The sequence below is a fragment of the Streptomyces sp. NPDC051364 genome (assembly GCF_040682115.1).
Taxonomy (GTDB): Bacteria; Actinomycetota; Actinomycetes; order Streptomycetales; family Streptomycetaceae; genus Streptomyces.
The window spans coordinates 1-12,777 of sequence record NZ_JBFBAH010000003.1 but is presented as its reverse complement, the minus strand read 5'-3'; the positions used below and the strand labels follow the sequence as shown (position 1 = coordinate 12,777).

General features: G+C 72.3%; 12 protein-coding genes. 9 read left to right on the top strand and 3 right to left on the bottom strand.

Annotated features, from left to right (window positions below; genetic code table 11):
• Positions 1 to 55: 55 nt before the first annotated feature.
• Positions 56 to 520 carry an ATP-binding protein gene (locus tag AB0M76_RS07050; protein ID WP_365951953.1) on the bottom strand — a complete coding sequence of 155 codons (465 nt, stop codon included), beginning with the start codon at positions 518 to 520 and terminating at the stop codon, positions 56 to 58.
• An 84-nt stretch (positions 521 to 604) separates the two neighbouring features.
• Between AB0M76_RS07050 and AB0M76_RS07045 the strand changes: the two genes are divergently transcribed.
• From AB0M76_RS07045 to AB0M76_RS07020, 6 genes are all read left to right on the top strand, one after another.
• Entirely contained in the window at positions 605 to 1,453 is an 849-nt protein-coding gene (locus tag AB0M76_RS07045; RefSeq protein WP_365951952.1) for a helix-turn-helix transcriptional regulator, read from the top strand.
• On the top strand, positions 1,413 to 1,673 hold the full coding sequence (locus tag AB0M76_RS07040) for a DUF397 domain-containing protein (protein ID WP_365951951.1): 261 nt from the start codon (positions 1,413 to 1,415) through the stop codon (positions 1,671 to 1,673). Before AB0M76_RS07045 ends, AB0M76_RS07040 begins: the two co-directional genes overlap by 41 nt.
• A gap of 2 nt (positions 1,674 to 1,675) precedes the next feature.
• Positions 1,676 to 3,190, top strand: coding sequence for a serine/threonine-protein kinase (locus AB0M76_RS07035; RefSeq protein ID WP_365951950.1), 1,515 nt, complete (start codon positions 1,676 to 1,678; stop codon positions 3,188 to 3,190).
• Positions 3,190 to 4,755, top strand: a complete 1,566-nt coding sequence (locus tag AB0M76_RS07030) for a serine/threonine-protein kinase (protein WP_365951949.1) — start codon at positions 3,190 to 3,192, stop codon at positions 4,753 to 4,755. The genes AB0M76_RS07035 and AB0M76_RS07030 overlap by 1 nt, the downstream gene beginning before the upstream one ends.
• A gap of 79 nt (positions 4,756 to 4,834) precedes the next feature.
• Complete coding sequence (locus AB0M76_RS07025) at positions 4,835 to 6,967, top strand: acyl-CoA dehydrogenase family protein (RefSeq protein WP_365951948.1); 2,133 nt, start codon at positions 4,835 to 4,837, stop codon at positions 6,965 to 6,967.
• Between the two features lie 201 nt (positions 6,968 to 7,168).
• Positions 7,169 to 8,383: a lipid-transfer protein gene (locus tag AB0M76_RS07020; RefSeq protein ID WP_365951947.1), complete on the top strand. Its 1,215-nt coding sequence runs from the start codon at positions 7,169 to 7,171 to the stop codon at positions 8,381 to 8,383.
• Between the two features lie 165 nt (positions 8,384 to 8,548).
• Here AB0M76_RS07020 and AB0M76_RS07015 read toward each other — a convergent pair whose 3' ends face one another.
• On the bottom strand, positions 8,549 to 8,977 hold the full coding sequence (locus AB0M76_RS07015; protein WP_365951946.1) for a hypothetical protein: 429 nt from the start codon (positions 8,975 to 8,977) through the stop codon (positions 8,549 to 8,551).
• A 115-nt stretch (positions 8,978 to 9,092) separates the two neighbouring features.
• Positions 9,093 to 9,509: a DNA-binding response regulator gene (locus tag AB0M76_RS07010; RefSeq protein WP_365952339.1), complete on the bottom strand. Its 417-nt coding sequence runs from the start codon at positions 9,507 to 9,509 to the stop codon at positions 9,093 to 9,095.
• A 262-nt stretch (positions 9,510 to 9,771) separates the two neighbouring features.
• Here AB0M76_RS07010 and AB0M76_RS07005 point away from each other — a divergent pair, with 262 nt between their 5' ends.
• Genes AB0M76_RS07005 through AB0M76_RS06995 form a run of 3 tightly spaced genes read left to right on the top strand, consistent with a single transcriptional unit; the run spans position 9,772 to position 12,687 of the window.
• A complete protein-coding gene (locus AB0M76_RS07005) occupies positions 9,772 to 10,626 on the top strand; it encodes a MaoC/PaaZ C-terminal domain-containing protein (protein WP_365951945.1) in 855 nt (284 codons plus the stop codon).
• A gap of 25 nt (positions 10,627 to 10,651) precedes the next feature.
• The gene (locus tag AB0M76_RS07000; protein ID WP_365951944.1) at positions 10,652 to 11,731 is read left to right on the top strand and encodes a Zn-dependent alcohol dehydrogenase; all 1,080 of its coding nucleotides are present in this window, start codon (positions 10,652 to 10,654) and stop codon (positions 11,729 to 11,731) included.
• Positions 11,732 to 11,745: 14 nt separating this feature from the next.
• The gene (locus AB0M76_RS06995; RefSeq protein WP_365951943.1) at positions 11,746 to 12,687 is read left to right on the top strand and encodes a 3-oxoacyl-ACP reductase; all 942 of its coding nucleotides are present in this window, start codon (positions 11,746 to 11,748) and stop codon (positions 12,685 to 12,687) included.
• Positions 12,688 to 12,777: the final 90 nt, after the last annotated feature.

The window sequence follows — 12,777 nt, the reverse complement described above, 5'->3', positions numbered from 1 at the left end:
GTGAAATGGGGTCGGCGTTAACGCCCCAGATTGGATCATTTGGTACTGAGGGGATCTAGAGCGATTTCCGGACTTGGCCGGTATTGGCCCGTGCCGGTTCGGTACCGGGTGGGTCGCATTCGAACCACACCGTCTTGCCGGTGGCCGTCGGCTCCGCGCCCCAGCGGTCGGTCACGGCCCCGACCAGATGCAGCCCGCGCCCGCCGTCGGCGAGCTCCCCGCCGTCGCCGCGAGCCACGCGCACCAGGCTCGGGCAGTCGTCCGTCAACTCGACCCGCAGCCCGCCCGGCCCGCACAGGATGAGCACCGAGCAGGCCCGCCCGGGAACGTGCCGGACGACATTCGAGACGAGCTCGGTCAGCGCCAGCTCGGCGGCGTGGGTCAGCCCGGCCAGGCCCCAGCTGGCCAGGTAGATCCGCAGGATGCGCCGCATGTGCCGGGCCGAGTGCTCACTCACGGTGAAGCCCATGTGGTAGCTCTCGCCAAGTCCGGCTGCTGAGTGCTCAGTTACGTGATTCACGTCACCAGGGTGGGGTGGTGTGGTTACGCTCGGCTACGGACCGAAACGAACGCCGCAAGGCGTGTACTTGGGGGTGACCGCCTCATGGTCAACATCCGCGATCTCGATCCCAGCGCGTCCCCGCTGGACTACTACGGCGCGGAGCTGCGCCGGCTGCGGGAGGAGGCCAAGCTGAAACAGTGGCAGCTCGGGGACATCGTGTTCTGCACGGCCTCGCTGATCGGCCAGATCGAAACGGCGAGGAAGGTCCCGACGCGGGACTTCTCGGAACGGGTCGACGCGGCGCTCGGTACGGACGGGGCACTCTCCCGGCTGGTGGGGCTGGTGTTGCGGAGCCAGCTGCCGACCTGGTTCCAGGCGTACGCCGAGATGGAGGCGAGGGCTGCATACATCTCCACCTTCCAGGCGCAGTTGGTCTACGGGCTGCTGCAGACGGAGGAGTACGCGCGGGCCGTGCTGGGCGTACGGACCGAGGGGGACCTCGACGCGAAGGTGGCCGCCCGGATGGAGCGGCAGCGAGTACTCGACCGCGAGAACCCGCCACTGATGTGGGTGGTCATGAGTGAGGCCGTACTGCACCAGGAGACTGGCGGCCGGGAGGTCATGCGGAACCAACTCGCCCACTTGTTGGCCCTGCGGAGGCGGGAGTGGGTGCAGGTGCAGATCCTGCCTTTCGAGGCCGGCGCCCATGCGGGGCAGATGGGCTCTTTCACCGTCCTGCGGTTCGAGGACGACCCGGACCTCGTCTATACCGAGGACTTCATCCAGGGCCATATGACGGCCAATCCGCAGGCTCTCAGGGAGGGTTCGCTCCGTTACGATCATTTGCAGGCCGCCGCGCTCTCCGTGGAGGACTCGGCGGCACGGATCGCCCGCGTAATGGAGGAGCGTTATGGACACCATCCAGGAGCTGACGGGCGCGCGGTGGCGTAAGTCCTCGTACAGCGGGGACACCGGCGGCGAGTGCGTCGAATGCGCCCCCCTCGGCGCCGCCGCCTGGCGCAAGGTCTCGTACAGCGGTGACACCGGCGGTGATTGCGTCGAGGTCGCCTCGCAGCCCTGCCTGATCGCCGTCCGGGACTCCAAGAACCCTGAAGGCCCCGCCTTCACCGTGAGTCCTGCCGCCTTCGCCGTGTTCGTCGGCGCCCTCTAGGAGTGGAGTACATAGGGCCGTTCCGGACGGTCTCGGTGCTCGGCCGGGGCGGGATGGGCCGGGTGGTGCTGGGGGTGGGGCCGGACGGGCGGTTCGTCGCGGTCAAGCAGGTCCATGCCGAGCTGGCCGAGGACGAGGGGTTCCGGGCGCGGTTCCGCCGCGAGGTGGATGCCTCGCGGCGGGTGGCCGGCGGCTACACCGCGGCCGTGATCGATGCCGATCCCGATGCCGAGGTTCCGTGGCTCGCCTCGCAGTTCGTGCCGGGGCCCTCGCTGAGCCGGGCCGTGGAGACCGCCGGGCCGCTGCCCGAGGAGGCGGTGCGCCGGCTGGCCGCCGGGCTCGCGCACGCCCTGGCCGACGTACACCGGGCGGGGCTGATCCACCGGGACCTCAAGCCGTCCAACGTGCTGCTCGCGGAGGACGGCGTACGGGTCATCGACTTCGGCATCGTGCGGGCGGTGGGGGACCAGACCCGGATCACGCACGCGGGCGCGCTCATCGGCTCGCCCGCGTACATGTCGCCCGAGCAGGTCCTGGGGCAGGAACTCGCCCCGGCCAGTGACGTGTTCTCGCTCGGCGCGACCCTCGTCATGGCCTGCACGGGGAAGCCGCCGTTCGCCGGGAGCTCGGTGCCGCGGATCCTGCACGAGGTCGTGCACGCCGAACCGGACCTGGGCGACGTACCGGCCGGGCTGCGTGACGTGGTCACCCGGTGCCTGGCCAAGGATCCGGCCGACCGGCCGACCCCGGGCGAGCTGCTGACCGCGGTCGGCGAGCTGGCGCCCTCGGCGCGGCCGTGGCCGGAGGCGGTGAACATGCTGATCCGCGAGCAGGTGGACGTGACCGCCGGCGTGGTCAACGGGGCCACGGCTCCCCGGACCGACGACGGGGCGGCACCCTGGTGGCGTCGCCGGTGGCCCCGGCCGTTGATCGTGGCGGTTGCCGTGGCGGGGGTCGTGGCCGTGGCCGGGCTGACCGTGGGGCGGCAGTACCTCGTGGATACCTACCGCGAATTCATATCGGATGTCCGGTCGACAGGGCTGGCGCAGAAGCAGGACAAGTACCCGGCGATGCCCCCGTCCTGTGAGCAGGTCCGGGCCAAGGTGCGCGTGCCGTCCGGGTTCGACCAACCGGACGGGTTCGGGCCGGTCGAGAAGTCCGGCTCGGCCTATGCCCGCTGCACCTGGACCAACCGGACCGGTGACGAGATCGAAGCGGAGTGGACGTTCTTCGCGACCAGCAAGGGCGAGGGCACCGGGGCCGAGCAGGCGAAGCACCGCCTTGAGATCTTCAACGAACCCGGCGAGACCCGGCGTGACATCGACCTCGGGTTCGCCGACGAGGGCCTGTGGCAGCCGCCGCCCAAGGACGACAGATTTCCGAACTGTCGTCTGTACGTACGGGACGTCAACATGACGCTCCACGTCTCGGTGACGGGCCCCCGCTACCCGACCGGCACGTGTGCGGCCGTCACGCGGGAGCTCGCAGCCTCGGTCGTGGAGTCGGTGGGGAGCTGATGAGACCGCTCAGGGAGTCCGATCCGGCCACGGCGGGACCGTACCGGCTGCTCGCCGAGCTAGGCCGGGGCGGTATGGGCCGCGTGCTGCTCGGCGCCGCACCGGACGGGCGGCTCGTCGCCGTCAAGCAGGTGCACGCCCGGCTCGCCGACGACGACGGTTTCCGGGCCCGGTTCCGGCGCGAGGTCGCCGCCTCGCGGAAGGTGTCCGGCGCCTTCACGGCCGCGGTCCTGGATGCCGACGCGGACGCGGACGCCCCGTGGCTGGCCTCGGTGTTCGTGGCCGGGCCTTCGCTGGGGGCCGCGGTGGAGAGCGCCGAGGCGCTGCCCGAGGAGACCGTACGAAGGCTCGCCGCCGGGCTGGCGACGGCCCTCGCCGAGATCCACCGGGCGGGGCTGGTGCACCGGGACCTCAAGCCCGACAACGTGCTGCTCGCCCGGGACGGGGTGCGGGTGATCGACTTCGGGATCGCGCGGGTGGCCCGGCCCGGCGAGATCACCGAGCTGACGCGGGCCGGGACGGTGATCGGCTCGCCCGCGTTCATGTCGCCCGAGCAGGCCGAGGGCGGCGAACTGACCCCGGCGAGCGACGTGTTCTCCCTCGGGTCCGTCCTGGTGCTGGCCGCGACGGGGCGCAGTCCCTTCGCGGCGGCGACGGTGGCGCTGACCCTCTACAACGTCGTGCACACCGAACCCGACCTCCTCGGCCTCCCGCCGGGTCTGCGCGGGCTCGTCGCCCGGTGCCTGGCCAAGGATCCGGCGGCCCGGCCGTCCCCGGCCGAGATCCTGGGCCTGACCGGCGCGGCCGACAGCACGCAGTGGCCGCCCGCGGTCGAGCGGATGGCCGCCGCCCAGAACGAGGAGATCGACGGGCTGCTCCGGGACCCGGACGCCGCGGCTCCCCCGCTCGAGGGCCAGGACGTGGACCCGCACGCGGCGACCGCGACCGCGACCGCGGCGGCCGTCCGCCCGGAGCGGGCCCACGCGCCGCGCGGCCGGCGGCTGCGCCTGCGCCCGCGGAACCTGATGCTGGCCGCGGGCGTCCTCGTGGCGGCCTGGGCCGGGGTGACGTACGGGTTGCGCGCGCTGGAGGAGCCGCCGCCGGTCGAAGCGGACCGGTATCTGAGTGTGCCGCTCTGCACGGAGGCGGCCGGGAACCTGCCGCTGCCGCAGCAGGAAATGCGCCAGGCCGGTGACAACGAGTCACCCGTGAAGTCGTACGCGGCCTGTGACTGGGTGGTGGCCTTCGATGCGTTCGCCGGCGAGGAGGAGCCGAAGCCGCACGCGTACGTCAGCTGGTCCGTGGAGCGCAGCGGCCGCGTCCCGGGCAGCGGGACGGAGCGCACGCGGTTCAACCTTGGCACCGGGCGGCCCGAGACCGGTCTCGGGGCGGGGGACGGCGCGCGCTGGTCGACTCCGATGACCGCGCAGACCTGTTCGCTGGGCGTGAGCGACGGCAACCTCCTGGTGCGGGTGGCCCTCGGCGGTCCGCAGCATCCCGCCGCGACCTGCGAGAGCGAGGCGAAGGAGATCGCCCGGGCCGCGCTGGCGGCCGTCCCGCGCTGAGCCCGGCGGATCCATCGAAGCAGAACACGTTCCTGTTCTGACCTTCCGTCAGAATGGAACGTGTTCTAGCCTGCCGCGCATGGGCATCGGAATCACTGGGGAACAGCGGGAGTTGGCCGGGGCCGTACGCGGCTGGGTGGCGCGGGCCGTGCCGCCCGAGGAGGTGCGCAAGCTGCTCGACACCCCGCCGCAGACCGGGGCGCGGCCCGCCTACTGGGACGCGATGGCCGCGCAGGGGCTGCTCGAGCCGCACCTGGAGGGCGGCACCCTGCTCGACCTGGCCGTCGTCGTCGAGGAGGCCGCCCGGGCGGCGCTGCCCGGGGCGTTCCTGCCGAGCGCGCTGGCCTCCGTACTGCTCGACCGGGCCGGGTCCGAACCCCTCGACGGGCGGGTCGGCGCGGTCGCCCTCGGCCCGGGGACCCTGACCGCCATCGCCGTCGAGGGCGGCGGGTACCTGCTCGACGGCGACGCACCACCGGTGCTCGGCGCCGGGGAAGCCGACCTCGTGCTGCTCGCCGCCGAGGCCGCGCACGGCACGTGCTGGTTCGCCGTGGACGCCGCCGCACTGGACATCCGTACGCACGAGAGCGCCGACCCGACCCGGCCCACCGCCGGGGTGCGGGCCCGCGCCGTCACCGTGCCGCCCGGGCGCCTGCTCGGCCTGGACGCGGCCCTGGTCCGGGACCTGGCCTGCGCCCTGTTCGCCGCCGACGCCTGCGGCACCGCCGGCTGGGCGCTGCACACCGCCGCCGAGTACGCCAAGGTCCGCGAGCAGTTCGGCCGGCCCATCGGGCAGTTCCAGGGCGTCAAGCACCTGTGCGCCGACATGCTGGTGCGCCTCGAACAGGCCCGCGCCCTGGCCTGGGACGCCGCCCAGGTGATGGACGAGTCGGCTCCGGTGCGCTCGCTCGTGGCCGCCCTGGCCGCCGGGAGCGCGCTCGACGCCGCCTACTCCTGCGCCAAGGACTGCATCCAGATCCTCGGCGGGATCGGCTTCACCTGGGAGCACGACGCCCACCTCTACCTCCGCCGGGCCGTCGTCGCCCGCCAGCTCCTCGGGCCCGGCGACGGGCACCGCGTACGGGCCGTCCGGCTGGCGGCCGCCGGAGCCCGGCGCGAGCTGCGCCTGGAACTGCCCGCGGAGGCGGAGACCCACCGCGCGAAGGCCCGTACCGCCATCGAGGACGCGCGCGGACTTGGTCCGGCGGCCGCCCGGCGGATCCTGGCCCCCACCGGGTACGCGGCCCCGTACCTGCCGCCGCCCCACGGGCTCGGCGCCGGCCCCGTCGAGCAGCTCGTCGTCCAGCAGGAACTGCGCGCGGCCGGGGTCAGGCTCGCCGACCTCGGGATCGCCACCTGGGTCGTGCCCTCGCTGCTCGCCTACGGGACCGACGCGCAGCGGGAGCGGTACCTGCCGGCGACCCTGCGCGGGGACGTCACCTGGTGCCAGCTGTTCTCCGAGCCGGGGGCGGGCTCGGACCTGGCCTCGCTGCGGACCAGGGCGGAGCGGACGGCGGACGGCTCCTGGAAAGTGAACGGACAGAAGGTGTGGACGAGTTCCGCGCACAGCGCCGACTTCGGGATCCTGCTGGCCCGCACCGACCCGGCCGCCCCCAAGCACAAGGGGCTCGGCTACTTCGTGGTCGACATGAAGAACACCCCGGGGATCGACGTGCGCCCGCTCAAGGAGATCACCGGCGAGGCCCTCTTCAACGAGGTCTGGTTCGATGACGTCCTGCTGCCCGCGGACGCCCTCGTCGGCGCGCCCGGCGGCGGGTGGAAGGTCGCCCGCAACACGCTCGGCAACGAGCGGGTCCACATGGCCGACCAGATGACCTTCGACACCGGACTGGAAGCGCTGATCGCCCGCTCGGCGGAACTCGACGGCGCGTACCGGGCGCGGATCGGGGCGCTCACCGCCGAGGCGCACGCCCTGGCCTGCATCGCGCTGCGCACCACGCTCCAGCAGGTGTCGGGGCTGGAGCCGGGCGCGGGTGCCTCCGTACGCAAGCTCGTCCAGACCCCGCACCAGCAGCGGACCGCCGAGCTCGCGCTCGAACTGCTGGGCCCGGCGGGCGCGGTACGGGAGGGGGCGGGGGAGCGGGCGGTGCACGGGATGCTCATGTCCCGCTGCCTGACCATCGCCGGGGGCACCACACAGGTCCAGCTCAACGTCGTCGCCGAGCGCATCCTCGGCCTCCCCAGGGACTAGGGGGTGTCTTGTGGATCATGCCGGGCTCGCGGCGTCCGGTGCCTCGCCTCGCCATGTTCTCGTCGGTCGCCAATGTCCCCCGGCTACCGCTGGGAGGTGCCCCACCGCAGTGGCTCCCTCCTCGGCCTTGCGATCCACGGCACCGGACGCCGCTCCCTGATCCGGCCTGATCCACAAGACACCCCCTAGGAGTTGTCGGGCATGAAGTCATACATCGTGGGCGTCGGCATGACGAAGTTCGAGAAGCCGGAGTCGAGGGACTGGCAGTACTGGGACATGGCGAAGGAGGCCGGGACCGCGGCGCTGGCGGACGCGGGGATCTCCTACGAGGAGGTCGAACAGGTGCCGGTGGGGTACTGCTTCCAGGCCTCCACGGCCGGGCAGCGGGCCGCGTACGAGCTGGGGCTGAGCGGGGTCCCGGTCTACAACGTGAACAACAACTGCGCGACGGGGTCGACGGCGCTGATGATGGCGCGGCAGTTCGTGGAGGGCGGGATCAGCGACTGCGTGCTCGCGCTGGGCTTCGAGAAGATGAAGCGGGGCGCGCTGGGGGGTGGGGCCGACGGGGGTGCCCGCGGCGGAGCCGCTGATGATTCCTTCAAGACCTCGCCGGTGGCCCGGCACTACGGGATCATGGCCGCGGGCCACGGCTTCGAGATGTCCCCGCCGACCGCGCAGATCTTCGGGAACGCGGCGCGCGAGCACATGGAGCGGTACGGGACCACGGCCGCGCAGCTGGCGGCGGTGGGGGCGAAGAACCACCGGCACTCGGCGAACAATCCGAACGCGCAGTTCCAGGACGTGTACACGGTGGAGGAGATCCTGGCGGCGAAACCGATCCACGAGCCGCTGACGAAGCTGCAGTGCTCGCCGACGTCGGACGGGGCAGCGGCTGCGGTGGTCGTCTCGGAGCGGTTCGTCGTCCGGCACGGCCTGCACGACAAGGCGGTGGAGATCGTCGCGCAGGCGATGACGACGGACACGGAGGAGTCGTTCGCCTCCGGCTCGTGCATCGACGTGGTCGGCAAGCCGATGACGGCGGCGGCGGGGCGGGCGGTGTTCTCGTCCTCGGGACTCGGCATCGAGGACGTGGACGTGATCGAGCTGCACGACTGCTTCTCGATCAACGAGCTGCTGACGTACGAGGCGCTGGGCATGTGCGAGGAGGGCGCCGCCGGGAAGCTGGTGGAGTCGGGCGCGACGACGTACGGCGGGCGGTGGGTGGTGAACCCGTCGGGCGGCCTGATCTCGAAGGGCCACCCCCTGGGAGCCACCGGGCTCGCGCAGGCGGCGGAACTGGTCTGGCAGCTCCGTGCCGAAGCGGGCCCCCGACAGGTCCCGCAGGCCCGCATCGGCCTGGCCCACAACATAGGCCTCGGCGGCGCGGCCGTCGTGACGCTACTGCGGCGGGGCTGACCCCAACCGCTGCACGTGTTCGTGGGCCGCTCGCGGCGCCGGACGTGTCTCGTGGTGCTGCCGAAGCGGCTGTTCACCGCCCCGGGCGAGAGCGACCTCCTCGCCGCCCTCGCCCGCTCGCGCGCAGGCGACCGCTCTTGGCGCCCAGCGGCCGCGGCGCGCCGGTCAGAGCTTCTCGATGTCCTTGTGCACCACGTCGGAGTCGGGGTGGCCGGCGGCCAGGCGCACCTTGAGCGGGTGGCCGGCCGGCGCCTTGATGATCCGGTCGGGCGACTCCTCCAGGCCGGTGCCGTTGCAGGACGGCTCGCTGGTCAGGTTGCTCCAGCCGTTCGGGTCGTGCGGGTCGTTCCACGACACCCAGGCGCAGTCGCGCTCGCCGCTGAGGATGTGCACCGAGATGATCCTGACCGAGTTCACCGCGCCGTCCACGCGCTCGTAGGTCACCGTTCCGGTGTTGTGGTGGAAGCCGTTGCCGGCCTCCAGGGGGACCGTGAGGACCGGGCCGGCCGGGGTGTCGGCAGCGGCCGGAGCCGCTCCTGCGGCGAGCGCTGCGGCCACCAGCGCGAGGGCGGCGGGCAGGGCGGTTATGCGCATGATTCCGTCTCCACGAAGCTAGGCTGAGGGAGCCTCATCCTGGTCCAGTACGCGGACCGGCGCTGCGGCGGAATCCGTCAATCGGTGGCCGGGAAGGGCCGTCCCGCCCGCCGCTCTACGGTTCCAGCGTCGGGTCCGTGACCGTCTCGCCCGTCACGGCGCGGCGGACGGCGCCGGCCAGCGCCCCGGGAGGGTCGTCCCGCAGCACCACCCCCGCCGCTCCCGCGGCGAGCGCCCCTTCGACCAGGCCCGGCCGGGCCGACCCGGCCAGCAGCAGCACCCGGCACTCGGGTGCCTCGCGGCACACCGCCGCCACCTCCGCGAGCACCTCCGGGCGGTCCGCGTCCATCAGCGCCACGGCCGGACAGGCCGTCAGCGCCGCCGCGCCCACGTCCGCACCGGGCGCGACCCGGGCGACCACGTCGAGGTCCGGCTCCAGCTTGAGCAGAACCGCCAGCGCGCCGGCCGACGTGCCCGGACCCTCCGCCAGCAGGACCCGCAACGACCTCACCGTACGGAAATTCCGGGGCATCTCGTCCACCCCGCCACCCTAGGGCCCCGACCCCCGAGTGCCCGGCAACACGCTCCGGCCAACGTCATCCTGACGTGGAGTCAGGAGTCTTCCCAACTGCTGGGGCGTGCGTTATACATTCCTTCACCGGCTCGACCTAGAACGCGTTCTAGAAGACGGCCGGTCCCGCAAACGACCTCGGTGCGGCCGACGGTGCGGACGACCGCACCGAGGTCTTCCATGCAGAAGCAAACGGGAACCGAAACAAGGAGCAGCATCCTCAATGCCGATCGATGCCGCCAGGGCCCTCGCCGCAGACCCCCGCCAGGGGGACATCGCCTGGGACCACAAGGACATCCAGCTCTACCACCTCGGTCTCGGCGCAGGCATCCCTGCCACCGACCCCGACGAGCTGCGCTACACCCTCGAGTCCAAACTCCACGTACTCCCCAGCTTCGCGACCGTCGCCGGTGCCGGGATGGCCATGATGGGCGGCCTCGCCGCCCCCGGGATCGAGGTCAACCTCGCCCACGTCCTGCACGGCGGCCAGTCCATCGAGCTGCACCGCCCCATCCCCGTCAAGGGCAGCGCCACCTCCTCCGCCAAGGTGGCCGCCCTCTACGACAAGGGCAAGGCCGCCGTGATCGTGCTGCGCACCGAAGTCGCGGACGCCGACGGGCCGCTGTGGACGAGCGACGCGCAGATCTTCGTACGGGGGGAAGGCGGGTTCGGCGGCGACCGCGGACCCTCCGTCAAGACCGAAATGCCCGAGCGGGTGCCCGACCGGGTCGAGGAGCGGCACATCCGCGAGGAGCAGGCGCTCCTGTACCGGCTCTCCGGCGACTGGAACCCCCTGCACGCCGACCCCGAGTTCGCCAAGCTGGCCGGCTTCGACCGGCCGATCCTGCACGGCCTGTGCTCGTACGGGATGACCCTCAAGGCCGTCGTCGACACGGCGCTGGGCGGGGACGTCTCGCGGGTCCGCGCCTACCGCACGCGCTTCGCCGGGATCGTCTTCCCCGGCGAGACCCTGCGGATCCGGATGTGGGAGGAGCCGGGCCGGGTCCGGGTCTCGGTGACCGCCGTCGAACGGGACGACGCGCCGGTCCTCGCCGACACCGTCGTCGAACACGCGTAACGCCCGACCACAAAGGAGCCGCACCGTGCGCGCAGCACTGCAGAGCGAGATAGGCCAGGACAAGCTCGAGGTCGTCGAGGACATGGAGACCGCGGGCTTCGGCCCCGGCAAGGTCCGTATCCGCATCAAGGCCACCGGCCTGTGCCACTCGGACCTCTCCGCGATGAGCGGCGTGCTGCCGCAGCCCGCCCCCTTCATACCCGGCCACGAGGGCTCGGGCGAGATCGTCGGCGTCGGCGACGGGGTCACCACCCACGCCATCGGCGACCGGGTCCTCGTCTGCTGGCTGCCGCCGTGCGGGCACTGTCCCGCCTGCAAGCGCGGCCAGGGCCACCTGTGCCTGGAGTCCTTCGCGAACGTGGCCACGCCCAACTTCCGCCGCACGGGCGGCGGGGACATCTTCGGCTTCGCCGGCACCGGCACCTTCGCCGAGGAGATGGTGGTGCCCGCCGCGTGCGCCGTACCGATCCCCGACGACCTGCCGTACGACATCGCCGCGCTGATCGGCTGCGGGGTGACCACCGGCCTCGGCGCGGCCATCAACACCGCCAAGGTGGAGGCCGGGTCCTCGGTCGCCGTCATCGGCTGCGGCGGAGTCGGCATCTCCGTCATCCAGGGAGCCAAGGTGCAGGGCGCGGCGCAGATCATCGCCGTGGACCCGGTGGCCTCGCGGCGCGAGGCGGCGCTGCGCTTCGGCGCGACCGAGGGGGTCGCGCCGGAGGCCTTCGCCGACGCCAAGAACCGCATCACGGGCGGCGAGGGCTTCGACTACGTCTTCGAGGTCGTCGGCAAGTCCGCGACCACGCAGACCGCGTACGAGATGACCCGGCGCGGCGGCTCCGTCGTCGTGGTCGGCGCGGGCGCGCTCGACGACAACTACTCGATCAACATGTTCTCGCTGTTCTTCGACGAGAAGAAGATCCTGCCGTCGATGTACGGGGGCGGGGACGTGCTCCGCTCGTACGAGCGCACCATCGCGCTGTGGCGGGCGGGCCGGGTGGACCTGGCGGGCCTGATCACCCACCGGGTGCACCTCGCCGAGATCAACGACGCCCTCGACCAGATGCGCACGGGCGTCGCCCTGCGCACCTGCATCGAACTCTGAGAGGAATCCGGTAGATGTCACTGCCACTTGAGGGGCTCTGCGCCATCGTCACCGGCGCCGGCCGCGGGCTCGGCCGGGCCGAGGCGATCGAGCTCGCGCGGCTCGGCGCGAGCGTGGTCGTCAACGACTTCGGCCAGAGCGGACGCGACGGCTCCGGGGAGGCCTCGGCCGCTCCGGCGGAGGAGGTGGCCGCCGAGATCCGCGCCGCGGGCGGCCAGGCGGTGGCGCACCTCGGTGACGTGGCCGACTTCGAGCAGGCGCGCGAGCTGGTCGAGCTGGCGGTGAGCAGCTTCGGGAAGCTCGACATCCTGGTCAACAACGCGGGCATCCTGCGCGACCGGATGGTCTTCTCGATGTCGGAGGAGGAGTGGGACTCGGTCATCCGGGTCCACCTCAAGGGCCACTTCAACACCACGCACTTCGCCTCCGTGCACTGGCGCGAACGCTCGAAGGCGGCGGGCGGGCCGGTCTACGGCCGGATCGTCAACACCTCCTCCGAGGCCTTCCTCGGCGGCTCGGCCGGCCAGCCGAACTACGCGGCGGCCAAGGGCGGCATCGTGGGCCTGACGACCTCGACCGCCCTGGCCCTCGCCAAGTACGGGGTGACGGCCAACGCCATCTGCCCGCGCGCCCGGACCCGGATGACGGAGGACGTGTTCGCGGGCTTCCAGGTCCCGGAGGAGGGCAGGCTCGACCCGCTGGCCCCCGAGCACGTCTCGCCGCTGGTCGGCTACCTGGCCTCGCCGGCCTCGGCGAGGGCCAACGGGCAGCTGTTCGTCGTGCACGGCGGGATCGTGGTCGTGATGGAACGCCCGAAGGTGGCCGCGAAGTTCGACACGGGCAAGGAGGCCTTCTCCTACGAGGAGCTGGACGAGCTGCTCACCCCGCACTACGACTCCCGTCCGGCGAACGAGACGTTCGCAGCAGTGGAGGTCCTGGGCCTCAAGCACGACTAGGGTCTGTTGCGAAAGTGGATCTTGATCGGTGATGATCATGGTGTGGCGCGTGGAGATCTGACGGATGCACAGTGGGCAAGGCTGGAGCCG

Bases quoted from the DNA above. Each gene is read 5' to 3' on its own strand.
- AB0M76_RS07005 (WP_365951945.1), top strand. From the start codon at position 9,772: ATGCCGATCGATGCCGCCAGGGCCCTCGCCGCAGACCCCCGCCAGGGG.
- AB0M76_RS07040 (WP_365951951.1), top strand. From the start codon at position 1,413: ATGGACACCATCCAGGAGCTGACGGGCGCGCGGTGGCGTAAGTCCTCG.
- AB0M76_RS07020 (WP_365951947.1), top strand. From the start codon at position 7,169: ATGAAGTCATACATCGTGGGCGTCGGCATGACGAAGTTCGAGAAGCCG.
- AB0M76_RS07030 (WP_365951949.1), top strand. From the start codon at position 3,190: ATGAGACCGCTCAGGGAGTCCGATCCGGCCACGGCGGGACCGTACCGG.
- AB0M76_RS07045 (WP_365951952.1), top strand. From the start codon at position 605: ATGGTCAACATCCGCGATCTCGATCCCAGCGCGTCCCCGCTGGACTAC.
- AB0M76_RS07010 (WP_365952339.1), bottom strand. From the start codon at position 9,509: ATGCCCCGGAATTTCCGTACGGTGAGGTCGTTGCGGGTCCTGCTGGCG.
- AB0M76_RS06995 (WP_365951943.1), top strand. From the start codon at position 11,746: ATGTCACTGCCACTTGAGGGGCTCTGCGCCATCGTCACCGGCGCCGGC.
- AB0M76_RS07015 (WP_365951946.1), bottom strand. From the start codon at position 8,977: ATGCGCATAACCGCCCTGCCCGCCGCCCTCGCGCTGGTGGCCGCAGCG.
- AB0M76_RS07025 (WP_365951948.1), top strand. From the start codon at position 4,835: ATGGGCATCGGAATCACTGGGGAACAGCGGGAGTTGGCCGGGGCCGTA.